Origin of the sequence: Umezawaea tangerina, from assembly GCF_003002815.1 — a bacterium.
In the GTDB taxonomy this organism is placed as follows: Bacteria; Actinomycetota; Actinomycetes; order Mycobacteriales; family Pseudonocardiaceae; genus Umezawaea; species Umezawaea tangerina.
In genome coordinates this window covers 399,974-423,363 of sequence record NZ_PVTF01000004.1, presented here as the reverse complement: position 1 = coordinate 423,363, position 23,390 = coordinate 399,974, and the positions used below count along the sequence as shown (strand labels likewise).

Annotated in this window: 24 protein-coding genes; 17 read left to right on the top strand and 7 right to left on the bottom strand. The window is 71.6% G+C overall.

Annotated elements, in window-relative coordinates:
- Positions 1 to 134: 134 nt before the first annotated feature.
- The 12 genes from CLV43_RS15965 to CLV43_RS15910 all read left to right on the top strand — a co-directional run bounded on the left by CLV43_RS15965 (position 135) and on the right by CLV43_RS15910 (position 12,379).
- A complete protein-coding gene (locus CLV43_RS15965) occupies positions 135 to 1,142 on the top strand; it encodes a DHH family phosphoesterase (protein WP_106187944.1) in 1,008 nt (335 codons plus the stop codon).
- Positions 1,139 to 2,443: an MATE family efflux transporter gene (locus CLV43_RS15960; RefSeq protein WP_106187943.1), complete on the top strand. Its 1,305-nt coding sequence runs from the start codon at positions 1,139 to 1,141 to the stop codon at positions 2,441 to 2,443. Before CLV43_RS15965 ends, CLV43_RS15960 begins: the two co-directional genes overlap by 4 nt.
- Positions 2,444 to 2,536: 93 nt before the next feature.
- On the top strand, positions 2,537 to 3,856 hold the full coding sequence (locus tag CLV43_RS15955) for an MFS transporter (RefSeq protein ID WP_106187942.1): 1,320 nt from the start codon (positions 2,537 to 2,539) through the stop codon (positions 3,854 to 3,856).
- An 11-nt stretch (positions 3,857 to 3,867) separates the two neighbouring features.
- Entirely contained in the window at positions 3,868 to 4,776 is a 909-nt protein-coding gene (gene truB, locus CLV43_RS15950) for a tRNA pseudouridine(55) synthase TruB (RefSeq protein WP_106187941.1), read from the top strand.
- A 13-nt stretch (positions 4,777 to 4,789) separates the two neighbouring features.
- Positions 4,790 to 5,158, top strand: a complete 369-nt coding sequence (locus CLV43_RS15945) for a hypothetical protein (protein ID WP_146174779.1) — start codon at positions 4,790 to 4,792, stop codon at positions 5,156 to 5,158.
- Positions 5,159 to 5,276: 118 nt separating this feature from the next.
- On the top strand, positions 5,277 to 6,224 hold the full coding sequence (locus tag CLV43_RS15940; protein ID WP_106187939.1) for a bifunctional riboflavin kinase/FAD synthetase: 948 nt from the start codon (positions 5,277 to 5,279) through the stop codon (positions 6,222 to 6,224).
- Between the two features lie 77 nt (positions 6,225 to 6,301).
- Entirely contained in the window at positions 6,302 to 6,781 is a 480-nt protein-coding gene (locus CLV43_RS15935; protein WP_106187938.1) for a helix-turn-helix domain-containing protein, read from the top strand.
- Between the two features lie 215 nt (positions 6,782 to 6,996).
- Positions 6,997 to 7,266 (top strand): 30S ribosomal protein S15, encoded by a 270-nt coding sequence (rpsO, locus tag CLV43_RS15930; RefSeq protein WP_106187937.1) that lies wholly within the window; start codon positions 6,997 to 6,999, stop codon positions 7,264 to 7,266.
- 289 nt (positions 7,267 to 7,555) lie between these two features.
- A complete protein-coding gene (locus tag CLV43_RS15925) occupies positions 7,556 to 9,790 on the top strand; it encodes a polyribonucleotide nucleotidyltransferase (protein ID WP_106187936.1) in 2,235 nt (744 codons plus the stop codon).
- Between the two features lie 11 nt (positions 9,791 to 9,801).
- Positions 9,802 to 11,178 carry a M16 family metallopeptidase gene (locus CLV43_RS15920; RefSeq protein ID WP_106188266.1) on the top strand — a complete coding sequence of 459 codons (1,377 nt, stop codon included), beginning with the start codon at positions 9,802 to 9,804 and terminating at the stop codon, positions 11,176 to 11,178.
- Complete coding sequence (gene dapB, locus CLV43_RS15915) at positions 11,175 to 11,945, top strand: 4-hydroxy-tetrahydrodipicolinate reductase (protein WP_106187935.1); 771 nt, start codon at positions 11,175 to 11,177, stop codon at positions 11,943 to 11,945. Before CLV43_RS15920 ends, dapB begins: the two co-directional genes overlap by 4 nt.
- Complete coding sequence (locus CLV43_RS15910; protein ID WP_106187934.1) at positions 11,942 to 12,379, top strand: tetratricopeptide repeat protein; 438 nt, start codon at positions 11,942 to 11,944, stop codon at positions 12,377 to 12,379. The genes dapB and CLV43_RS15910 overlap by 4 nt, the downstream gene beginning before the upstream one ends.
- Positions 12,380 to 13,236: 857 nt before the next feature.
- Here CLV43_RS15910 and CLV43_RS15905 read toward each other — a convergent pair.
- The 5 genes from CLV43_RS15905 to CLV43_RS15885 form a co-directional block, all read right to left on the bottom strand.
- Positions 13,237 to 14,136, bottom strand: a complete 900-nt coding sequence (locus CLV43_RS15905) for a helix-turn-helix domain-containing protein (protein WP_106187933.1) — start codon at positions 14,134 to 14,136, stop codon at positions 13,237 to 13,239.
- Positions 14,137 to 14,238: 102 nt separating this feature from the next.
- A complete protein-coding gene (locus CLV43_RS15900) occupies positions 14,239 to 14,739 on the bottom strand; it encodes a YqaA family protein (RefSeq protein WP_106187932.1) in 501 nt (166 codons plus the stop codon).
- Positions 14,740 to 14,760: 21 nt separating this feature from the next.
- Positions 14,761 to 15,315: a GNAT family N-acetyltransferase gene (locus CLV43_RS15895; RefSeq protein WP_106187931.1), complete on the bottom strand. Its 555-nt coding sequence runs from the start codon at positions 15,313 to 15,315 to the stop codon at positions 14,761 to 14,763.
- Positions 15,316 to 15,379: 64 nt separating this feature from the next.
- Positions 15,380 to 16,033, bottom strand: coding sequence for a response regulator (locus CLV43_RS15890; RefSeq protein WP_106187930.1), 654 nt, complete (start codon positions 16,031 to 16,033; stop codon positions 15,380 to 15,382).
- A complete protein-coding gene (locus CLV43_RS15885; protein WP_106187929.1) occupies positions 16,030 to 16,926 on the bottom strand; it encodes a sensor histidine kinase in 897 nt (298 codons plus the stop codon). The genes CLV43_RS15890 and CLV43_RS15885 overlap by 4 nt, the downstream gene beginning before the upstream one ends.
- 106 nt (positions 16,927 to 17,032) lie before the next feature.
- Here CLV43_RS15885 and CLV43_RS15880 point away from each other — a divergent pair, with 106 nt between their 5' ends.
- Positions 17,033 to 18,235, top strand: a complete 1,203-nt coding sequence (locus CLV43_RS15880; RefSeq protein WP_106188265.1) for a winged helix-turn-helix domain-containing protein — start codon at positions 17,033 to 17,035, stop codon at positions 18,233 to 18,235.
- A 90-nt stretch (positions 18,236 to 18,325) separates the two neighbouring features.
- On the opposite strand, the gene CLV43_RS15875 is transcribed toward CLV43_RS15880, so the two are convergent.
- Positions 18,326 to 19,222 carry a DUF4097 family beta strand repeat-containing protein gene (locus CLV43_RS15875; RefSeq protein WP_106188264.1) on the bottom strand — a complete coding sequence of 299 codons (897 nt, stop codon included), beginning with the start codon at positions 19,220 to 19,222 and terminating at the stop codon, positions 18,326 to 18,328.
- 16 nt (positions 19,223 to 19,238) lie between these two features.
- Positions 19,239 to 19,805 (bottom strand): toxin-antitoxin system HicB family antitoxin, encoded by a 567-nt coding sequence (locus tag CLV43_RS15870; protein ID WP_106187928.1) that lies wholly within the window; start codon positions 19,803 to 19,805, stop codon positions 19,239 to 19,241.
- Positions 19,806 to 19,978: 173 nt separating this feature from the next.
- Between CLV43_RS15870 and thyX the strand changes: the two genes are divergently transcribed.
- The 4 genes from thyX to CLV43_RS15850 all read left to right on the top strand — a co-directional run bounded on the left by thyX (position 19,979) and on the right by CLV43_RS15850 (position 23,330).
- On the top strand, positions 19,979 to 20,731 hold the full coding sequence (gene thyX / locus CLV43_RS15865; RefSeq protein ID WP_106187927.1) for an FAD-dependent thymidylate synthase: 753 nt from the start codon (positions 19,979 to 19,981) through the stop codon (positions 20,729 to 20,731).
- 6 nt (positions 20,732 to 20,737) lie between these two features.
- On the top strand, positions 20,738 to 21,148 hold the full coding sequence (locus CLV43_RS15860) for an ACT domain-containing protein (protein WP_106187926.1): 411 nt from the start codon (positions 20,738 to 20,740) through the stop codon (positions 21,146 to 21,148).
- A gap of 91 nt (positions 21,149 to 21,239) precedes the next feature.
- Complete coding sequence (locus CLV43_RS15855) at positions 21,240 to 22,685, top strand: serine/threonine-protein kinase (protein ID WP_106187925.1); 1,446 nt, start codon at positions 21,240 to 21,242, stop codon at positions 22,683 to 22,685.
- 24 nt (positions 22,686 to 22,709) lie between these two features.
- Positions 22,710 to 23,330 (top strand): TIGR03085 family metal-binding protein, encoded by a 621-nt coding sequence (locus tag CLV43_RS15850; protein ID WP_106187924.1) that lies wholly within the window; start codon positions 22,710 to 22,712, stop codon positions 23,328 to 23,330.
- Positions 23,331 to 23,390: the final 60 nt, after the last annotated feature.

Sequence of the window (23,390 nt, the reverse complement as noted above, 5' to 3'; positions counted from 1 at the left end):
GTTGGCGGGCTGCGCCCAATGTGTGGGGTTGGTGCTCGTTGCGGCCGGTGGCGTTTTGGTCGGGGCGGTGGGCTACTTCGGGTGTGGCCGAAGTCGGGGAGCGTTGGTGGGGTTTTCGGAGTTAACGTGTCGCGGTGCCCCTTGACCTGTCGGCGGACCTCGCCGCGGCCGCGGAAGTGCTTGCGGACGCCAGTGACGTCACCCTGCTCGCCCATGTGAACCCCGACGCGGACGCGCTCGGTAGTGCTTTAGCGCTTGGGTTGGCCCTGCATCGGCGTGGGGTGCGGGTGCGGGTGTCGTTCGGGGCGCCTGCTGAGGTGCCGGAGACGTTGCGGGACCTGGACGTGGCGGGGTTGTTGGTGCCGGCGGCCGAGGTGCCTGCTGTGCCGGCGGTGCTGGTGGCGTTGGACGCGGGCAGTGTGGGGCGGTTGGGGCCGTTGGGGAACCGGGTCGCGGCGACGGTCGAGGCGGGTGGGCAGGTGGTGGTGTTGGACCACCACGTGTCGAATCCGGGGTTCGGGACGGTCAACGTGGTGGACGACCGGGCCGAGGCGACGGCGTTGGTGGTGTTGCGGCTGCTCGACGTGATGGGGGTCGAGGTCGACGAGCCGATCGCGCGGTGCGTGTACGCGGGGTTGGTGACCGATACGCGGTCGTTCCGGCACGCGAGCTCGGCGACGCACCACGTGGCGGCGCGGCTGCTGGACGCTGGAGTGGACGCGGAGGCGGTGGCGCGGCCGTTGATGGACAGCCACCCGTTCGGCTACCTGGGGATGCTGGCGACGGTGCTGAGCAGGGCCGGGCTGGACCGGGAAGCGGTGGGTGGGCTGGGGCTGGTGCACGCGGTGGTGACGCTGGAGGACGCGAAGGGGCTGCGGCCGGAAGAGGTCGAGAGCGTGGTCGACCTGGTGCGGACGGCGGAGGAGGCGGAGGTCGCGGCGGTGCTGAAGGAGCTGCGGCCGTCGACCTGGTCGGTGTCGCTGAGGTCGGTGAGCCGGATCGACGTGCGCGAGGTGGCCCAGCTGCTCGGCGGCGGCGGACACCGGCGGGCGGCGGGGTTCACGGCGCGCGGAGACGCGGCCGGGGTGCTGGCCGACCTGCGGGCAGCGCTGGAGAGGGTGCCACCGGAGGCCGGTGCGTGACGGACGACCGGGTACCCGCGCGGCGGGTGCTGGGCCTGGCCGCGCCCGCGTTGGGGGTGCTGGCGGCGGAACCGCTGTACGTGCTGGTCGACACGGCCGTCGTGGGGCACCTCGGCGCGCTGCCGCTGGCCGGACTCGCGTTGGGCGGGGTGCTGTTCACGCAGGTGGCGGCGCAGCTGACGTTCCTGTCCTACGGCACGACCTCGCGCACGGCCCGGCTGCACGGGGCCGGGCGGCGGGCGGAGGCCGTCGAGGAGGGCGTCCAGGCGACGTGGCTCGCGATCGGCGTCGGCGTCCTGCTGGTCGTGCTCGGGCAGCTGTTCGCGCCACCGCTGGCCCGGCTGCTCGCCGGTGACGGCGAGGTCGCCGCGGCGGCGGTGAGCTGGCTGCGGATCGCGCTGTTCGGGGCGCCGTTCGTGCTGGTCACGATGGCGGGCAACGGGTGGATGCGCGGCGTGCAGGACACCGCCCGGCCGCTGCGGTACGTGCTGATGGGCAACGGGCTGTCGGCGGTGCTGTGCCCGGTGCTCGTCTACTGGGCCGGGTGGGGGCTGGAGGGGTCGGCGATCGCGAACGTGGTCGCGCAGGTCGTGTCCGCGGTGCTGTTCTTCCGCGCGCTGTCCGTCGAGCACGTGGCGCTGCGCCCGGTGCCCGCGCTGATGCGCGCCCAGCTCGGCCTCGGCCGCGACCTGGTGCTGCGCAGCCTCGCGTTCCAGGCCTGCTTCGTCTCGGCCGCCTCGGTGGCGGCGCGGACGTCCATCGCGGCCGTCGGCGCGCACCAGGTGGTGCTCCAGCTGTGGACGGCGCTGGCGCTGGTGCTGGACTCCCTCGCGATCGCGGCCCAGTCCATCGTCGGCGCGGCGCTGGGCGCGGGGGAACGGGTCAAGGCGCGCCGGTTCGCCTGGCAGATCACCCGGTACGGGCTGGTGTTCGGGGTGCTGCTCGGGATCGTCTTCGCGGCGGTCGCGGGAGTGCTGCCCAAGGTGTTCACCTCCGACGCGGGCGTGCTCGCCGAGATCCCGCACGCGTGGTGGTTCTTCGTTGCGCTGCAACCTATCGCGGGCGTGGTGTTCGCATTGGACGGTGTGCTGCTCGGCGCGGGCGACACGGCGTTCCTGCGCACGGCGACCCTGCTGTCGGCGGTGGTCGGGTTCCTGCCGATGGTGTGGGCGTCGCTCGCGTTCGGCTGGGGCCTGGTCGGGATCTGGACCGGGCTGTCGGCGTTCATGGTGCTGCGGCTGGTGTCGGTGCTGCTGCGCACCCGGTCGGAGGGCTGGTCGGTGGTGGGTGCCGTCCGATAGGTGGGATGTGTCCGAAGGCACCCGCCGAAATGGTTACCGCGAGGCAAGTGTTCCCGATGTACTGGGTGGACCCACTACCCGAGGAGCGTCGCCTTGCCGGTCGATCGCGCCACGAAGCAAGCGTGGCTGATCTGGACCACCGCCATCGTCATCTACATCGCCGCACTGTTCCACCGCACGTCCCTCGGCGTCGCGGGGCTGGAAGCGAGCGAGCGGTTCGGGGTAGGCCCGGCCGCACTGGGCACCTTCACCGTGCTCCAGATCGGGCTCTACGCCCTGATGCAGATCCCCACCGGACTCCTCGTGGACCGCTTCGGCCCACGCCGCGTCCTCACCGCCGCCGCCCTGCTGATGGGCACCGGCCAAGTCCTGTTCGCCGTCGCCGACTCCTACCCGCTGGGCCTGCTCGCCCGCGGTGTCCTGGGCATCGGCGACGCCATGACCTGGGTCAGCGTGCTGCGCCTGGCCGCCGCGCACTTCCCGGCCCGCCGCTTCCCGGTCATCGTGGCGATCTCCGCCGCGCTCGGCGGCGTGGGCAACCTGGCTGCCACCGTCCCGCTGACGCTGCTGCTGGGCGGCGCGGGGTGGACGTGGACGTTCCTGATCGCGGGCTTCGCGACGGCGGCCTACGCCGCGGTGGCGTTCGCCCGGCTGCGCGACGTGCCCGCCGGGGTAGTCGTGCCGGTGCTGCCACCGCAGTCGCCCCGTGTCGTGCTGCGCAAGGTCGCCACGGCGTGGAGCGTGCCCGGCACCCGGCTCGGGTTCTGGACGCACTTCTCCACGATGTCCACGCCCGCCGTCCTCGGCCTGCTGTGGGGCTTCCCGTACCTCGTCGAGGCGCAGGGCATGTCCCGCTCCGCGGCGAGCTCGGCGCTGAGCCTGCTGGTCCTTGGCGCCGTCGCGTCGGGCCCGCTGCTCGGCTCGGTCATCTCCCGCAAGCCCGAGCTGCGGATGCCGATCGCGGGCTGGTTCCTGGCCGGGGCGCTGGTCGTCTGGACGGTGCTGCTCGCCTGGCCCGGTGGCGTCGTGCCCGCGCCGGTGGTGCTGACGGCGTTCGTCGTGCTCTCGCTCGGCGGCCCGATCTCCGGCATCGCCTTCGCGCTGGCCCGCGACTACAACCCGATGCACCGGGTCAGCACGGCCACCGGCGTCGTGAACGTCGGCGGCTTCGCGGCCGTCACCGGGTCCGCGCTGGCCGTGGGCGTGCTGCTGGACGTGTTCGACGGCCTGCCGCCCGCGCAGGCGTACCGGATCGCCTTCCTGTCGCTCGCCGCGATGCTCGTGCTCGGCGTGTGGCGCACCGCGGTCTGGTGGCGCCGCGCCCGCACCGCCGTCTTCGAAGCGGAGGCCCGCGGCGAGGACGTACCGGTCCAGTTGCGGCGCAGGCGTTGGGACGCCTCCGTAGCAGCCTAAGATCCTCGCTCGTGTCCGCAACCCCTCGCCAGTCCCGCCCCACCGTCCCGCCAGGTCTGGTCGTCATCGACAAGCCGGACGGCATGACGTCGCACGACGTCGTCGCCCGCGTCCGCCGCATCCTCGGCACCCGCAAGGTCGGCCACGCGGGCACCCTCGACCCGATGGCCACCGGTGTCCTCGTGCTCGGCATCGAGCGCGCCACCAAGCTCCTCGGCCACCTCGCCCTGGACAGCAAGGCCTACCTGTCCACGATCAGCCTCGGCTCGTCGACCACCACCGACGACGCCGAGGGCGAGGTGCTGTCCACAGTGGACGCCTCCGGGGTCTCGGAGGAGCGGGTCCGCGCGGGCGTCGCGAAGCTGACCGGGCCGATCCAGCAGGTGCCGAGCGCGGTCAGCGCGGTGAAGGTCGACGGCAAGCGGGCGTACGCGCGGGTCCGGGCGGGCGAGGAGGTCACGCTGCCGCCGCGACCGGTGACCGTGCACCGGTTCGACGTCCTGTCGATCCGCCGCGAGGGCACGACCACCGAGCTGGACGTCATGGTCGAGTGCTCGTCCGGCACGTACGTGCGGGCGCTGGCCCGCGACCTCGGTGCGGACCTGGGCGTCGGCGGACACCTGGCGGCCCTGCGCCGGACGCGGGTCGGCCCGTTCGACCTGCGGGTCGCCCGCACCCTGGAGAAGCTGGAGGCGGATCCGGGGCTCTCGCTGGACCTGGACTCGGCCGTCGCCACGGCGTTCCCGCGCCGGGAGATCGAGCCCGCCGAGGTGGTCGCGCTGTCGCACGGGCAGCGGCTGTCCGCGGGCGGGTTCGAGGGCACCTACGGCGTGTTCGGACCCGATGGGCACGTGGTCGCGCTGGCCAAGGACGAGGAGGGTGTCGCCAGGTCGGTGGTAGTCCTCTCGCCCGCGGGCTAGCTACCGTTGGCCCATGGCGAGATGGGCGTGGCCCGCGGCGGGCGGTGTGGTGACGGTGGTGACCGGTGTGGTCGTCAACCTGGCGACGGACTGGAAGTGGAACCCCTGGGCGTGGGTGGCCGTCGTGCTGCTCACCGCGCTGGGGGTCCTGATCGCCGTGCGGACCGCGCCCACCGCCGCGCCCACCGCCGCGGCGGAGGCCACGCCCGCACCACCGTCGGGTAGCGTGCACAACAGCGTGAGCGGCACGGTCCACGGCCCGGTGATCCAGGCCGGGTCGATCGGCTCGTACACCGACCGGTCGGTGAACCAGACCGCCGTCGCCCGCGACGGCGGCACGGTCTACCAGGCGGGGCGCGACATCCGGCAGGACGGTTCCTGAGCCGCGACCGGGCCGGTCGGACCACGTGCCCGACCGCCCTGTGGCAGGCACCACACGACCACAACACGCCACACCCACCCCCGGCGGCCCACCGCGGGTGAGCCGTAGGCTCCCCACCGTGCAACGCTGGCGAGGGCTAGACCACCTACCGGGCGGCTGGGGCCGCTGCGTCGTCACCATCGGTGTCTTCGACGGGGTCCACAACGGCCACCAGACCCTGATCGGCCGGGCCGTCGAGCTCGCCCGCGAGAAGGGCGTCCCGTGCGTGGTCATGACCTTCGACCCGCACCCGTCCGAGGTCGTCCGCCCCGGCAGCCACCCCGCCCAGCTCACCACCCTGCGCCGTCGCGCCGAGCTCGTCGAGCAGCTGGGCGCCGACGTCTTCTGCGTCCTCCCGTTCACCGTCGAGCTCTCCCGCATGCCCGCGAACGAGTTCGTCCACGAGGTGCTGGTGGAACGCCTGCACGCGGCCGCCGTCGTGGTCGGCCAGAACTTCACCTTCGGCCAGAAGGCCGCGGGCAACGTCGAGCTGCTGCGGCGTCTCGGGCAGCGGTTCGGCTTCGTCACGGAAGGGGCGGATCTCGTGACCGACACCAAGGGGGGCGACGGTGGCGTCACCTTCTCCTCGACCTACATCCGCGCCTGCATCGACGCCGGTGACGTGGCCGCGGCCGCGGTCGCGCTGGGGCGTCCGCACCGGCTGGAGGGCATCGTCGTGCGAGGTGACGGGCGTGGCAAGGAGCTGGGGTTCCCCACCGCGAACCTGTCGATGACCCGGTTCGCCGCGGTCCCCGCCGACGGCGTCTACGCCTGCTGGTTCATCCACTCGTCGGGCCGCAGGCTCGGCGCCGCGGTCTCGGTGGGCACGAACCCGACCTTCTCCGGCCGCGAACGCCGGGTGGAGGCGTTCGTGCTGGACGTGGACGAGGACTTCTACGGCCAGCGGGTGGCGCTCGACTTCGTGACCCGCGTGCGCGGCCAGCTGAAGTTCGACAGCAGCGACGCGCTCGTCGTGGAGATGAACAAGGACGTGGCCAAGGTCCGGGAGTTGCTGGAACAGGGGTGAAAGCACCAGTGCGGAGCGTCACGGCCTGGCAAGATGCCCCCCAGAAGGGCGCAAGGGCACGACGAGGAGAGGCTCAGGTGGAGGACCACAAGATCGTTCAGCGCAACATCGCGTTGCAGCGCGAGTGGTACGGGGAGCCCCTGGGTGACCGGGTCCGCCGCCTGGTGGTCGCTTTCCGCGTGTCGCAGGCGCAGCTGGCCGAGGTGCTGGGCATCAGCGCGCCCATGCTGAGCCAGGTGATGTCGGGACGGCGGGCGAAGATCGGCAACCCGTCCGTGCTGGCCCGGATGATCATGCTCGAGCGCAAGGTCCTCACCCCGGACGTGGCGACGGGGGCGCCCGAGGCGCTCCAGCGCGCGCTGGAGGAGGTGCGCGTGTCGAAGCCGACGGTGAGCCGCGACTCGCTGCCGGTGAACGGGGCGGGCGACGAGGCGGTCGTGCTCACCAACCTGCGGCGGATCGCCGACCGGCGGGAGCTGGCGCAGGCGGCCGACGTGCTCGGCGACGAGTTCCCGGCGCTCGCCGACCTGCTCAGGAGGGCCGGTCGGGGTCGCTGAATCGGGTGGACCTCTTCGCCCGTCTGCTCCACAATGGTGCCGAGCCGCACGTCCGCCGAGTGCCGTTGAGCACGCCGGACGTCCGTGCCGGAAGTGTGCCTGGTAACCTCGACAGTTGGGTCTGGCTGCGTTCCGTGGCGGCCAGTACCGACTAACCCCATCCGGATCTCTGGTGGGGCCGCACGGAACCGAACAGGCACAAGGAGAATCACCAAGTGGCACTGACCACTGACCAGAAGAAGACCATCCTGACCGAGTACGGCGTCCACGACACGGACACCGGCTCCGCCGAGGCCCAGATCGCGCTGCTGAGCAAGCGCATCAGCGACCTGACCGGGCACCTCAGGACCCACAAGCACGACCACCACTCGCGTCGCGGGCTGCTGCTGCTGGTCGGCCGTCGCCGCCGGCTGCTCAACTACCTCGCGAAGGTGGACATCAACCGCTACCGCTCGCTCATCGGGCGACTCGGTCTGCGTCGTTGACAGGCACCGAGGGGGAGTGACCGGCGACGGTCACTCCCCCTCGGCGTACGGCCCGGTTCCGGTGTAGAACCGAACCGGGAGAAGATCCAAAGAGGAACCAACAGGGCCAGCACGCCGCGAACCGGGACGACCAGTTCGCCGGTCCTCGGTAGTGGTTCCCTGGACGGGCTGAGCGCCAAGGGGCGCTCGCGAACACGCCAGGGGACTTCGATCGAAGACCGGCCTCGTCCGAACCGCGATCCCGCGCCCGAGCGCGCTGCGGCCAGAAGACGAACGAGGAGTTCACTGCATGACTGAAGTAGAGGTCCACGAGACCGCCGCCGTGATCGACAACGGCAAGTTCGGCACCCGCACCATCCGCTTCGAGACCGGCCGCCTGGCCCGTCAGGCCGCGGGTTCCGTCGTCGCGTACCTGGACGACGAGACCATGCTGCTGTCCGCCACGACGGCGTCGAAGCACCCCAAGGAGCACTTCGACTTCTTCCCCCTCACGGTGGACGTCGAGGAGCGCATGTACGCCGCGGGCCGCATCCCCGGCTCGTTCTTCCGCCGCGAGGGTCGCCCGTCGACCGACGCGATCCTGACCTGCCGCCTGATCGACCGGCCGCTGCGTCCGTCCTTCGTGGACGGTCTCCGCAACGAGATCCAGGTCGTCATCACGGTGATGAGCCTCAACCCGCAGGACCTGTACGACGTCGTGGCGATCAACGCCGCGTCCGCGTCGACGCAGCTCGCGGGCCTGCCGTTCTCCGGCCCGATCGGCGGCGTCCGCGTCGCCCTCATCGAGGGCCAGTGGGTCGCGTTCCCGACCTACGAGCAGCTGGAGAAGGCCGTGTTCGACATGGTCGTCGCCGGCCGCGTCGTCGGTGACGACGTCGCGATCATGATGGTCGAGGCCGAGGCCACCGACAACGTGATCGACCTGATCGGCGAGGGCGCGACCGCCCCCACCGAGGAGGTCGTGGCCGCGGGTCTCGAAGCCGCGAAGCCGTTCATCAAGGTCCTCGTCGAGGCGCAGGCCGAGCTGGCCCGCGTCGCGGCGAAGGAGACCGGCGTGTTCCCGACGTACCCGGCCTACCAGCCGGACGCGCTCACCGCCGTCGAGGAGGCCGCCACCAGCGACCTCGCCGCGGCGCTGACCGTGGCGGGCAAGGCCGAGCGCGAGTCCCGCATCGACGAGGTCAAGGCCGCGACGCTGGACAAGCTGGCCGCCTCGTTCGAGGGTCGCGAGAAGGAGATCGGCGCGGCGTTCCGCTCGCTGAACAAGAAGCTGGTCCGCCAGCGGATCCTGCGCGACAACATCCGCATCGACGGCCGCGGCCTGACCGACATCCGCTCGCTGGGTGCCGAGGTCGCGCTGATCCCGAGGGCGCACGGTTCCGCGCTGTTCGAGCGCGGCGAGACCCAGATCCTGGGTGTCACCACGCTGAACATGCTCCGCATGGAGCAGCAGATCGACTCCCTCACGCCGGAGACGCACAAGCGCTACCTGCACCACTACAACTTCCCGCCCTACTCGACCGGTGAGACCGGCCGGGTCGGTTCGCCGAAGCGCCGCGAGATCGGCCACGGCGCGCTCGCCGAGCGGGCGTTGATGCCGGTGCTGCCCAAGCGCGACGAGTTCCCCTACGCGATCCGCCAGGTCTCCGAGGCGCTGAGCTCCAACGGCTCCACCTCGATGGGCTCGGTCTGCGCGTCGACGATGTCGCTGCTGAACGCCGGTGTGCCCCTCAAGGCCCCGGTCTCCGGCATCGCGATGGGTCTCGTCTCCGACGAGGTCGACGGTGAGACGCGCTACGTCGCCATCACCGACATCCTCGGCGCCGAGGACGCGTTCGGCGACATGGACTTCAAGGTCGCCGGCACCAAGGAGTTCGTGACCGCGCTCCAGCTCGACACCAAGCTGGACGGCATCCCGTCCGAGGTGCTGCGCAAGGCGCTCGGCCAGGCGCGCGACGCCCGGCTCACCATCCTGGAGGTCATGGCCGAGGCCATCGACGCCCCGGACGAGATGAGCCCGTTCTCGCCGCGCGTGACGTCGGTGAAGATCCCGACGGACAAGATCGGCGAGGTCATCGGCCCGAAGGGCAAGATGATCAACTCGATCACCGAGCAGACCGGTGCCGACATCTCGATCGAGGACGACGGCACGATCTACGTCGGCGCGGCGGACGGCCCCTCGGCCGAAGCGGCGATCGACATGATCAACGCGATCGCCAACCCGCAGCTCCCCAAGGTCGGCGAGCGCTTCCTGGGCACCGTGGTGAAGACCGCGGCGTTCGGCGCGTTCGTCTCCCTGCTGCCGGGTCGTGACGGTCTGGTCCACATCTCCAAGCTCGGTGGCGGCAAGCGCATCGGCAAGGTGGAGGACGTCGTCAAGGTGGGCGACAAGCTCCGCGTGGAGATCGCCGACATCGACCAGCGCGGCAAGATCAGCCTCATCGTGGTCTCCGAGGAGACCGCGCCCGAGGCCGCTCCGGCCGGCGACGACGCCCCTGTGCCCGCGGAGTCCGCGGCTCAGTGACGATCAGCGACATGGCGGCGGCCGCGAGTGCTCCTGGCACTCGCGGCCGTCCGCGTCTCAGCACCCCTGGCCATCTCCAGAAGCCGGGGACGACGCGTCAGCTCGAACCGTCGGTGCGCCGCAGCGTGCTGCCGTCGGGCCTGCGCGTGATCACCGAGCAGATCCCCACGGTGCGCTCGGCGTCGGTCGGCCTGTGGGTGCAGGTCGGCTCCCGCGACGAGCGCCCCGAGGTCGCGGGCGCCGCGCACTACCTGGAACACCTGCTGTTCAAGGGAACCGCGAACCGCACCGCGGCGGCCATCGCCGAGGAGATCGACGCGGTCGGCGGTGAGCTCAACGCGTTCACCGCGAAGGAGCACACCTGCTACTACGCGCACGTCATCGACGAGGACCTGCCGCTGGCGATGGACCTCGTCTCCGACGTGGTGTTCGAGGCGCTGTGCGAGGAACGCGACTTCGAGACCGAACGCGGTGTCGTGCTCGAGGAGATCGCGATGCGCGACGACGACCCCGAGGACCTGCTGCACGACGCGTTCTCCGAAGCCCTGATGGGCGGGCACGTCCTGGGCAAGCCGGTGCTGGGCACCGAGGAGTCCATCGGCGCGATGAGCCGCGACGCGCTGTTCACGTTCTACAAGCGCCGCTACACGCTGCCGAAGATGGTGCTCGCGGTCGCGGGCAACGTCGAGCACAACCACGTGATGCGCTTGGCGCGCAAGGCTTTGGGCGACCGGCTGACGCGGGAGGGCACACCGGTCGCACCGCGCGCGGGCCGTGCCCGCATCGCGGCGGGCCGCAAGCTCGTGCTCAACACCGACGACACCGAGCAGGCGCACCTGATGCTCGGCGTGCGCGCGCTGGACCGGCACGACGAGCGCAGGTTCGCGCTCAACGTGCTGAACGCGGCGCTCGGCGGCGGCATGAGCTCCCGGCTGTTCCAGGAGATCCGCGAACGGCGCGGCCTGGCCTACCAGGTGTACTCGTCGATCGGGTCGTACGCGGACACCGGCAGCCTGTCGGTCTACGCGGGCTGCCAGCCGGACCGGCTCGGCGACGTCGCGGGCGTGATCCGCGAGGTGCTGCTCCAGGTCGCCGACGAGGGCATGTCGGACGCGGAGGTGGCCCGCGGCAAGGGCCAGCTGCGCGGCGGGCTCGTGCTCGGGCTGGAGGACACCAGCTCGCGGATGTCCCGCATCGGCAAGGGGGAGCTGAACTACAGCGACTACCTGTCGGTGGACGACACCCTCGCCAGGATCGACGCGGTGACCTCGGAAGACGTGGCCGCACTGGCGAAGGAACTGCTCCGACGGCCGGTCGCCGCCGCCGTGGTCGGCCCGTACGACCACCAGGACGACCTGCCGTCCCAGGTACACGAGGTGATCTCATGACCAAGCGCTCCGCCTCCGACGGCCCGATCCGGGTCGGCGTCATCGGAGCCCGCGGCCGGGTCGGCGCCGAGGTCTGCCTCGCCGTCGACGAGGCCGAGGACCTCGCCCTCGTCGCGTCCGTCGACGAGGGCGACGCCCTGACGACCCTGACCGACGCGCGCGCCGAGGTCGTCGTCGACTTCACCCACCCGGACGTCGTGATGGACACGCTGGAGTTCTGCGTGGCCAACGGCATCCACGCCGTCGTCGGCACCTCCGGCTTCGACACGGCCAGGCTCGACGTGCTCGCCGGATGGCTGTCCGACAAGCCGGAGCTGGGGCTGCTCGTCGCCCCCAACTTCGCGATCGGCGCCGTGCTCTCCATGCGCTTCGCGGAGATCGCGGCGAAGTACTACGAGTCCGCCGAGGTCATCGAGCTCCACCACCCCCGCAAGGCCGACGCCCCTTCGGGCACCGCCGCGCACACCGCCAGGCTCATCACCCAGGCCCGTGAAGCCGCGGGCATGGCGGCCATGCCGGACGCCACCACCCAGGAAGCGGACGGCGCCCGCGGCAACCTCGTCGGCGACGTGCGGGTGCACTCGCTGCGCATCGCGGGCCTCGTGGCGCACCAGGAGGTCGTGTTCGGCACCGAGGGCGAGACCCTCACGCTGCGCCACGACTCCTTGCACCGCAAGTCCTTCATGCCCGGCGTCCTGCTCGCCGTCCGGTCGATCCTCGACCACCCCGGCCTCGCCGTCGGACTCGACAAGTACATGGACCTGTGAAGACCAGAACCGTCGCACTGCTCCTCACCGCCGTCCTCGCGGTGTACTTCGTCATGCTCGGCAGCAAGGGCGTCCTCCTCATCACCACCGGCGACCCCGTCGGCATCGGCCTGGGCATCGGCGTCCTGCTCCTGCCGCTCATCGGTGTCTGGATCGCCTGGACGAACCTCAGGTTCGGCCTCAAGACCGAGAAGATGGCCCGGCAGCTCGCCGCCGAAGGCGAGCTGCCGGACACCACCTCCTTGCCCCGCAGGCCTTCCGGCCGGGTCGACCGCGACGCCGCCGACACCTACTTCGAACAGCGCCGCACCGAAACCGAGGCAGAACCCGACAACTGGCGCTCCTGGTTCCGCCTCGCCCAGGCCTACGACCTCGCAGGCGACCGCGCCCGCGCCCGCGAGACCATGCGCAAGGCGATCGAGCTGTATTCGTAGGCGGGTTCTGGTTGGTGGGTTGGCTGGTGGCCAACGTGTGGTGCTGTCAGGGGTGCGGCAGGCGGGTTTTGGTTCGTGGTTGGCCGGTGGCCGACATGCGCTGCTAGCAGGATGTGGCAGGCGGGTTCTTGGGTACCTCGTTGGGGTCGGCGTCGATCTCTTGGTGGATCCAAGGGTGCCGGACCAGTGGCGCGGGTCTGTTCAGTCACCTAAGTTGCGCGCGCGTCCAGGCCGGAATGGCCCTCGTGTCACCGGAGCTTTGTGGCATGAACGTTCACGGGACGCCGGTGCACGGTAAGGCCATTGGCAGCGTCGTCTGGTCGTCTGCGTCCAGGGCGGTGATCGCGGTCGTGCCCGCGAGACCATGCGCAAGGCGATCCAGCTGTACTCGTAGGCGGGTTCTGGTTGGTGGGTTGGCCGGTGGCCAACGCGTGCTGCTGTTAGGGATGCGGCAGGCGGGTTGTCGTTCGTGGTTGGCCAGCGGCCAACTTCCACTGCCAGCAAAGGCTGCGAGTAGCAAAGGCTGCCAGCAAAGCTGTAGCAAGCAAAAAGTCCGCGAGTCGCCTCACCACGGCGAGTCGCAGACTCATCGGTCCACGTGTCGCGCATCCCCCGCGCGCACTTGTTGCGCCACCTGCAAAATCCGCCGCAACTTCAAGCGCCCCAACGCTCCCGAGAAGGACTTCATCCGGCCTTCACTCGTTTGCGACTTGGTTTGTCCGGTCGACAATCAATACCGTAACGGTGTTCACTTTCGATCCGAAAGGCACACCGTGGGCACCCGAGTGCGGCTGGTGGTCGCGTTCCTGGTCATCGTCACGGCCTTGTGGGCGTCGGTCATGATGACCTGACCCCGTTCATCCCCACGGCACCTGGCCGTGGTCGTCGGCGCGGTCGTACACGTTCGCCCAGTGCGTGAAGACCTCGTGGGACTCGTCCGCGCTCAGCGCGAGCGCGTCGAGGACGCCGTGCTTCTCCTCGTGGAACTCGATCGCGCGCTCCTCCTCCAGGAACACGGTCGTGAGGTCGGATTCCGCGTAGGCCACGGGTTTCGCGTTGCGGGTGAAGGTCATGAGCGTGGACGGGTAGCGCAGGGCGGGGTGGCCTTGGGCGGAGAACGGGACGACGCGCAGGCGCAGGTGGGTCCAGCCGCACATGAACGCGAGCCGCATCATCTGGTCGTGCATGACGCGCGAGCCGCCGATCCGGAGCCGCAGGGCGGTCTCGTGGATGTAGAAGGTCGACACGGGAGGCGAGCCGCCGCACAGGAACTCCTGCCGGTCCATCCGCACGCGCACCTGCTCGTCGACGTCCTCGACGGGGACGGACCTCGTCATCTCCAGCAGGGCGCGCGTGTAGCCCATGGACTGGAGCAGACCGGGGATCACCATGGTGTCGTAGCTCGTGATGGTCAGCGCGGCCCGCTGGTGCAGCACCAGGCTGAGCAGGCCGTCCGACGACGTGCCCGCGTGCCGCCGCACGAAGAAGCCGACGTCGGGCTCCTGGGCCAGGCGCATGACGCGTTCGCGGGTGGCCTTGTCCGCGCCGCACTTGCCGAGGAAGGTGCCGATCTCCCAGTCGCTGGTGCCGCGCCAGCCCTTCTCCAGCTTGCTCAGCTTCGCCGTCGACCACTCCAGTTCCTCGCAGAACTTGGTGCCGCGGAAGCCCGCCCGCTTGCGGGCCCGCCGGAGTTCCTCGCCGAGCTCCCGGCTCTGCGCGGTGGTGAAGCGCGCAGGCGGCTTGTCATCCGTCTCCATGACGGTGGAACGTAGTGCCCTCGCGGGGTGGAATCGACTGCCACGCAAGGGATTCCGCCCCAAGGAAGTACAAACGGGTGACTGTTGACCGCGGGTCCGGGGTCAGTGCACCCAGCCCGCCATCAGCGCGGGCGACGCGGCCAGGACGGTGAACCTGGCGAACCGACCGATCGTTCCGGTGGCCACGAACAGCGCCGTCGACATGCCCGCCAGACCGGCCAGCACGGTGGTGAACATGAACGGCGGCAGGCCCACCACGGAGCTGACGGCGTGCGTGCCGAACATCCAGTGCGGGTGCCGGTGGCAGCGTTCGCGCACGGCCTCCAGGCGGGCCTTCCACTTCAGCCGGAACGGCGAGCCCGCCTTCTCCGGCTTCTCCTTGCGCTTCAGGAACGCGGGCAGGTGCAGCGAGCCGCGCGCGGCGAAGAAGTAGACCAGCTTGCCGAGCACCTGCCCGCACGCCACCGCGACCCCGATCCACCAGCACGAGATGGACGGCTGCTGGGTCACCAGCCCGAGGACGAAGAGCTCGATGCTGACCAGGGGGAGGATCGCCGAGCCCACCGCGACACCGAACGTCAGGCACAACCAGGCGACGACCACTCGGCCGAGGATAGCCAAGGATCAGTGTTGCAGGAGTAGGGCCAACCCCCCGGTCATCCGGATTTCGCGCAACGGACGCCCGCCGGCGTCCAACGTCCGCACGGTCCCGTCGGCCGCCCAGCCGACCCGCTCGTAGAACGACTTCGTCGCCCGGTCGGCCTCCGGCACCCACGCCACCGCCCGCGACGCGCCCTGGTCGCGCAGCGCGTGCGCGGCCGTCGCGATCAGCCGTCCGCCGTGCCCGCGCCGCCCCCACCGGGGCTCCACCAGCAACGTGCTGACCAGCGCCGTCGTCTCGAAGTCGGCGGGCAGCGACCCGTCGGCGTCGGCCACTTCCTGCTCCGGTGCCGATCCCGCCACCACGAACCCCACGACCCACGTGCCCTCGGTCGCCAGGAACACGTGCGCGTGCTCCACGGCGTCCGCCCACGCCCGCCGGGCCTCCTCGGCGTCGAACGACTCGAACACCGAGGGCGGCAGGATCCCGGCGTAGGCGGTGCGCCAGGTGTCGAGGTGGATGCGGGCGATCTCCGCGACGTCATCGGGCTGTGCGGGGCGCACCGCGGCATCTGCCATGCGGGGAAATCTAGTGGCGCCGCCGGTGCGCGCCCCGAGGGGGTGCAACCCGCGTCCGGACCGGTCAGTCCTCCACCAGCCCCGCCTCGTGGGCGAGGACGGCCGCCTGGACGCGGTTGCGGACGGAGAGGCGGTCCATGAGGGAGGTCATGTAGGCCTTGACGGTGCCCTCGACGAGGTGCAGCCTGCGGGCGATCTCGGCGTTGGACAGGCCCTTGGCGACGAGGGTGAGGACGGTGCGCTCGCGGGTGGTGAGGGCGGCCACGCGGGCGCGGGCGGTGGTGGCGCGAATGAGCCTGCCGCCGCCGAGCTCGGCGATGACGCGCCGGGCGATGCGGGGCGAGAGGCAGGCGGCGCCCTCGGCGACGGCGTGCACGCCCGCGAGGAGGTCGCGAGGGTCGCCCGCCTTGAGGAGGAAGCCGCTGGCGCCGCCGCCGAGGGCCCGTGCGATGTAGGCGTCCTCGCTGAACGTGGTCAGGATGACGACCCCGGTGCCGGGCACCAGGCGGTGGATCTCGTCGGCGGCGTCCAGGCCGTCCAGGACCGGCATCTGGACGTCGAGCAGCGCCACGTCGGGGCGGTGGGCCAGGGCCAGGTCCACGGCCTCGCGACCGTTCGCGGCCTCGGCGACGACGTCGACGGCGGGGTCGGTGGCGAGGACGGCGCGGACGCCGACGCGGACCAGGGGCTCGTCGTCGGCGAGCAGGACCCGGATCACCCCGCGTCCTTCCGCATCGTCGCGACCACGGCGAAGCCGCCGTCGGGGCGGGTGGCGGCGTCGAGGGTGCCGCCCGCGAGCCGGAGGCGTTCGGCGAGGCCGACCAGGCCGTGGCCGCCGGTGGGCGGTGCGTTGACGACGCTGACCACGAGGTCGGTCGGGGTGTGCCGGAGGCGCACCTCGACGGGGGCGCCGGGGGCGTGCTTGGCGGCGTTGGTCAGGGACTCCTGCACGACGCGGTAGGCGGTGCGCGAGGCGGAGCGGTCGCCGACCAGCCGCACGGTCATGCCGGAGGCGACCGAGCGGTCCACCAGGGAGGAGATGTCCTCGGTGTCGTCGCGCAGCAGCCCGATGATCTCGTGCAGGCGCTCGGTCGCCGCGCCCGCGCCCGCCCGCAGCTCGCCCGCCGCCCGCCGGTGCGGCTCGGCCAGGTCGGACGACAGCTCCAGGGCCCCGGCGCGCAGCGCGACCAGGGTCAGCTCGTGCCCGAGCGAGTCGTGCATGTCCCTGGCGATCCGGGTCCGCTCGCGCTGCCGGGCCAGCCGGACGTCCTGGCGCAGCCGCTCGGCCAGCTCCAGGTGCTGGCGGCGGTAGCGGCCGGCGAACCACGGGAAGACCACCGTGGCGAGCACCCCCACCGGGCCCTCCGCCAGGTTCCAGGGCTCCCGCGCCAGCACGGCCGTGCACACCGCGCCGAGCACGCAGGCGAGCACCGGCGCGCGCCCGTCGGCGACCCGCCTGCCGACCAGGTAACCGGGTACCAGCAGCGCCAGTCCGAGCAGCACCCGCGGCGGCGGCACGGGGCCGCCGGTCACGGCCAGCGTGTTCCACACCGCGACCGGTGCCACCGCGGACAGCGCCGCCGCACCCCACGTCCTCCGCGCCCACCTCATGCGCGGGACTCTAGGAGCCGCCGGTCGGGGCCGGTAATGGACGAAGGTCATGTCCCTGGTCGCGGTTTCTGTCGGTGCCTGGTGGGAGTATCCGGACGTGCAGAAGATGAACGCGGACGTTGCCCGTCGGATCGCGTTGGCGGCGCAGGGGTTCGCCGACGCCCGCCCCGCCTCGCCACCCGGCCGACGGCACCTGCAACGGGTGCTGTCGCGGGTGCAGCTGATCCAGCTCGACTCGGTGAACGTCGCGGTCCGCGCGCATTACATGCCGCTGTTCAGCAGGCTCGGCTCGTACCCGGCCGACCTGGTCGACGACGCGGCCTGGTCGCACTCGGCGCGCAAGCCCCGGATGCTCGTCGAGTACTGGGCGCACGAGGCCAGCCTGGTGCCCGTGGAGGACTGGCCGCTGCTGCACTCCGGCGCGAAGAAGCTGGGCTGGTGGACGAACTACCGGTCGATCGCGGACCGGGCGCCCGAACTGGTCGAGGGCGTGCTGCGGGTGGTCAAGGAGCGGGGGCCGATCGGCGCCGGGGCGATCGAGCGCGAGCTGCTGGGGGAGGGGCCGAGGTCGACCGGGCCGTGGTGGGGGCGCTCGGAGGTGAAGCGGCTGTGCGAGTACCTGTTCGGGCTGGGGGAGCTGACCACCGGCACGCGCCGGAGCTTCGAACGGCTCTACGACCTGCCCGAACGGGTGATCCCGGCGGACGTCATGGCGCGGAAGGTCGACGCGGACGAGGGGGCGCGGCAGCTGGTCGCGCGCTCGGCGGTCGCGCTGGGGGTGGCGACGGAGCCGGACCTGCGGGACTACTACCGGCTGGCGCCGAAGGCGAGCCAGCGGGCGGTGGCGGAGCTGGTCGAGTCCGGGGTGCTGGAGCCGGTGGAGGTGGCCGGGTGGGGTGCTCCCGCCTACCGGCACGTCGAGGCGCGGGTGCCGCGGAAGGTCCAGGGGCGGGCGCTGCTGTGCCCGTTCGACCCGCTGGTCTGGGAGCGGGCCCGCACCGAGCGGATCTTCGGCTTCCGGTACCGCATCGAGATCTACGTGCCGGAGGAGAAGCGGGTCCACGGCTACTACGTGTTCCCGTTCCTGCTGGACGGGGAGCTGGTGGCGCGGGTCGACCTGAAGGCCGACCGGGCGGGTGGCGTGCTGCGGGTCCAGTCCGCGTTCGCCGAGCCGGGGCGGGACCACGGGCGGGTGGCCGTCGAGCTGGCCGCGGAGCTGCGGCACATGGCCGACTGGCTGGGCCTGGACGGCGTGGTCGTCATGCCCAAGGGCGACCTGGCCGGGGCGCTCGGGGCGGTGGTGCGCTGAGGACGGCGGGTGGGGGTCGGGCACAGGTCCCCAGGACGACGAGGAGCGGCGCGCGCATCGGGGGTGCGCACGCCGCTGGTCCTCGGTCGGTCAGCTGCTGGACGTGGTGACGAGCGCGTCGCCGCTGCCGGTGCGACCCGTCACGAAGAGCGTCGGCTCGCCCTCCGCCGGGGGCTGGGACGAGACGTCCAGGTCGCTGCGGGCCTTGCCCGAGCGGGAGGAGACGTCGATCTGCGCCTTGACGCCCGCGCGGATGCCGATCCGGATCTCGCCGCTGCCGGTGGCCAGCTGGATGCGGCCGGAGGCGGCGTCGGCGACGGTGACGTCACCGCTGCCGGTGCGGATCTGCACGTCGTGCTGCACGGCACCCAGCCAGACGTCGCCGGTGCCGGTGTAGAGGATGGTGTTGCCGCCGATGGAGGACACCTCCACGTCGCCGCTGCCGGTCTTGGCGCGCAGGCCGGCGAGCATGGGGCCGAGGCGCAGGTCGCCGGAGCCCGAGTTGACCTCGGCGGCGGCGTCGGCGCGGTCGGCGGTGATGTCACCCGTGCCGGTGGTGACGTCGAGCCTGCCCGCGGCACCGGTGACGGCGACGTCGGCGGAGCCGGTCTTGCTGGTCACGTGCGAGCCGGACGGGGCGCGGACGACGACGTTGAGGGGCACCGCGCGCAGCGGCAGCGCCTTGGACGACTGCACCTTCAGGCGCGAGCCGACGAGGTCGACGCGGGCGTCGCGGACGGCCTCGGCCGGGCCCGCGGGCTGCTGCTTGGCGGCGGTGCCGCCGAACTGGTCGTTCACCCAGCTCAGCAGGCCGCTGAGCCCCGCGGTCCAGGACTCGCCGGTCGACGGGTCGTAGCGGACCTCCACGTGCACGCCGGGCTCGTCGACCAGGTGCACCTGCACGCGGCCGGAGATCAACGCGATGTCGATCTCCACGACGCCCTCGACGTCGAAGCTCTGCTGCCGGACGACGTCTGACTCGGTCATCTCCACCATCTCCCCCTCAGCCCTGGACCCAGCCGCGGACCTGCGACTTGCCGCCGCCGCCCTTGGTGTCTTCCCGCTCCGGCCCCTTGGCCGACTCCTGCTGGCCCCACGGACCGCCCTGGCCCCACGGACCCTTGTGGCGGCCGTGGCCGCCCTTGCTCAGCGCGCCCTGCACGGCCTGGGACACGAAGGTGTTGAGCGACACGCCCTGCGAGGACGCGGCCTGCTCGGCCTTCGCCTTCAGCTCGTCGAGCAGCCGCAGCGTGATCCGGCTGATGTCGCCCGTGGCGTCACCGAAGGAGCGCGGGGGAACCTCCTCGTGCTCCGGTTCGCTGTCGTGGGTGGGGCCGGTGACGACGACCTGCACGTCCCGGCCGTCCAGCCGGACCTCGACGACGCGGTCGTCCAGCGAGGCCGTGACCTCGGCCGCGAGGTCGGACAGTGCGTTCATGATGGCCAGCCGCGCGGCTGGCTCCAGCGCGCCGGACAGCGCGGCGGCCGTGCGTCGGGTGTTGTCGTCCCCGGCGGACGCGGCGGTCGCGAGGTCCTCGCGCAGCGATGCGATGTACGGCGAGAGATCCATGACACCACTATGACGTCATCGATGGTGTCAGTCAAGGGAACGGTGATGTCAGCGTCTGGTCATCGTGGTGTCAGAGGGGTGCGGTAGGAGGGGGTCGGAGCGTTGCGCCCGGCCGCGAGGGCGCGGGATACGCTGCTCGGCGTAACAGAGGCTTTGAGAGAGGTTCCGTAGTCGTGACCGAGACGGTGTCGCCGAAGGTGCAGTTGATCGCGAAGACGGAGTTCATCCCGCCCGCGGATGTCCCCTGGTCCACGGACACCGACGGTGGTGAGGCGCTGGCCGAGTTCGCGGGCCGCGCGTGCTACCAGTCGTGGAAGAAGCCGAACCCGGCCACGGCCACGAACGAGGGCTACCTCCGGCACATCCTCGAGGTCGGCCACCTGTCCGTGCTGGAGCACGGCTCGGTGACCTTCTACATCACCGGCATCTCCCGCTCGCTGACCCACGAGCTGATCCGGCACCGGCACTTCTCCTACTCGCAGCTCTCGCAGCGCTACGTGCCCGAGCGCGACGCCGCGATGGTGGAGCCGGAGGTCATCGCCTCCGACCCCGAGCTGCACGCCCGCTTCCAGGCCGCCGCCGAGGCCAGCGTGGCCGCGTACACGGACCTGCTGGAGGGCCTGGAGAAGAAGTTCGCCGACGTGCCCAGCGCGACCCTGCGCCGCAAGCAGGCCCGCCAGGCCGCGCGCGCGGTGCTCCCCAACGCCACCGAGACCCGCATCGTCGTCACCGGCAACTACCGCGCCTGGCGGCACTTCGTCGCGATGCGCGCCTCCGAGCACGCCGACGTGGAGATCCGCGACCTGGCCGTGGAATGCCTGCGGCAGCTGCAGAAGGCCGCGCCCAACGCGTTCGCCGACTTCGTCATCTCGGCGCTGCCCGACGGCAGCGAGGTCGCGTCCAGCCCCCTCGTCAGCGAAGGCTGAGGCGCGGTGAGGCGGTTGGTCGTCGACGTCCGACCTGGCGACTACAGCGTCGCCCGGCTGGCCCCCGACGCGCCGGTCCCCGCGGGCCTGCTGGACGCGTCCGGTCTGGTCTCGGTGACCAGGACCCCGGACGAGCTGTCGATCGTGTGCCCCAGCGGGGTGGCCCCGGCCGACGAGAGCACCAAGGGCGGCTGGCGGCTGCTCACCGTGCGCGGGCCGCTGGAGTTCACGCTGACCGGCATCATGGCCGCGCTGTCGGGCGAGCTGGCCGCGGCGGGCGTGAGCCTGTTCGCACTGTCCACCTACGACACCGACCACCTGCTGGTGAAGGACGGTGACCTGGTCCGGGCGGTGCGCGCGCTCAGCGAGGCGGGCCACCAGGTCGAGCAGCAACATCCGGCCGGTTCGGACCGATAGAAGGAACAAGTCACGAAACCGTGAAACCCGTCGGCCTCCCGAAGGGTCTCAGCTAGGGTCCGGCTGGTCCATTCGGTGAGGAGTTGCTTCGGTGACGGGACAGCAAGGTGTGTCCGCGCAGCCGCGCGTCATCGCGGGCAGGTACACCCTGCTCGTCGAACTGGGCCGCGGCGGCATGGGCGTGGTGTGGCGCGCGCAGGACAACGTGATCGGGCGGCACGTCGCCATCAAGGAGCTGCACCTCCCGGACGGCGTCCCGACCGAGGAGCGGCACGTCCTGGAGGAGCGGGTGCTCCGGGAGGCCCGCGCGGCGGGCAGGCTGAACGACCCCGCGGTCGTGACGGTGTTCGACGTTGTCGTCGAGAACCGGATGACCTACATCGTGATGGAGCTGGTCGAGGCGGCGACGCTGTCGACCCTCATCAACCGGCAGGGCCCGATGCCGCCCGAGCGCGTGTCGTCGATGGCGCAGCAGCTGCTGTCCGCGCTGGAGGCCGCGCACGCGGCGGGCATCGTGCACCGCGACGTCAAGCCCGGCAACATCATGGTGCGCCCCGACGGCCGGGTGAAGCTGACCGACTTCGGCATCGCCCAGGCCGTGGACGACCCGCGCCTGACCACCAGCGGCAGCCTGATCGGCTCCCCGGCGTACATGGCGCCCGAGCGCATCCACGGCCACGAGGCCTCGCCCGCCTCCGACCTGTGGGCGCTGGGCGCGACCCTCTGCTACGCCATCGAGGGCGTGAGCCCCTACGAGCGCTCCTCCACGGCGTCCACGCTGAACGCGATCATGAACGAGGTGCCCCGGCTCACCAGGGCGCACGGCGTGCTGGCCGCGGTGATCACCGGTCTGCTGATGCCCGACCCCATGGCCCGGCTCAACGGCCCGCAGGCGCGCGCCATGCTCGAACGGCAGGCCGCCAACCCGACCCCGCCGCACGGCTTCGCGCCGACCCAGGCGTCGACCATGCACTACCAGAACGCCCCGCGCCCGAAGGCGAACAAGGCCCGCAGGATCGCCCTGGTCACGGCCGCCGTGCTCGCCGCCGCCGCGGTGTTCACCGGCGGGTTCTTCGCGCACAAGTGGATCGCCACCCCGTCGGCCGGGGCCAGTGCGGTGAAGACCCTCAGCTACGGCGAGAACGGCGACGTCCCGGTCTTCGAGCTTTACGAGGGCTACTGCGCCGACGGCAAGTTCGCGCTGGCCGCGCAGTTCGACAGCGGCAGCGCGGTGAGCGAGTGCAACGGCCACGACGTGCAGGTCTACGCCGACAGCTCCGCACTGGGCGACAACGCGAAGACCACCTACCCCGGAGCCGAGGCGCTGACCACCTACGCCGAGAGCTTCTGCGGCATGTACTTCGACTCGAACCGGATCGAGTACACGGACAAGGGCAAGCTCAAGCACGGTGCGCTGGTGCCGACCGCGAAGGCGTGGAAGCCGGACAAGGGGTCCGGGAAGCACAACGTCTACTGCCTGGTGTGGCGCGAGGACGGCAACAAGCTCGAGAAGTCGGTCATCGTCAAGGACTCGTGATCACCCAGGAGTAGCGTGCGGGGCATGGGTCTCGCGCGCGATGAGCGCAAGAAGCTGAGCGATCTGTTCGTACAGGTGGGGCCGGACGCGCCGACGCTGTGCTCGCCGTGGACGACCAAGGACCTGGCCGCGCACCTCGTCGTGCGCGAACACCGGCTGGACGCGCTGCCCGGCATCAGGCTGAAGGCGCTGGCCGGGCACACCAAGAAGGTCCAGGACTCCTACGCCGCCAAGCCGTGGACGGAGCTGGTCAACCTGGTCCGCCAGGGCCCGCCGCTCTACTCGCCGTTCCGGCTGGCCGACGAGCCCGCCAACTCCGGCGAGTTCTTCATCCACCACGAGGACGTCCGGCGCGCCCAGGAGGGCTGGGAGCCGCGCCCGCCGGACCCGGCCCGCGACGCGAAGCTGTGGAAGGCGCTGGCGTTCACGTCGAAGTTCGCCTACCGCCGCAGCCCCGTCGGCGTGGTGTTCCGCAGGCCCGACGGCCAGTCGATCACGGTGAAGCAGGGGCCGACGCCGGTCGTGGTGACCGGCGAGGTCGGCGAGCTGGTGCTGCTGGGGTCGGGCCGCAAGGCGGTGCGGGTCGAGTTCGACGGCGACCCGGAGGCCGTGGCGGCCGTGCGGGGGCTCGACACCGCCCTCTAGGAAGGCGCCCCGGCGCTCGGCGCCGGTGCAGTGGATCACTCGGTGCGGTCGCCCGCATCC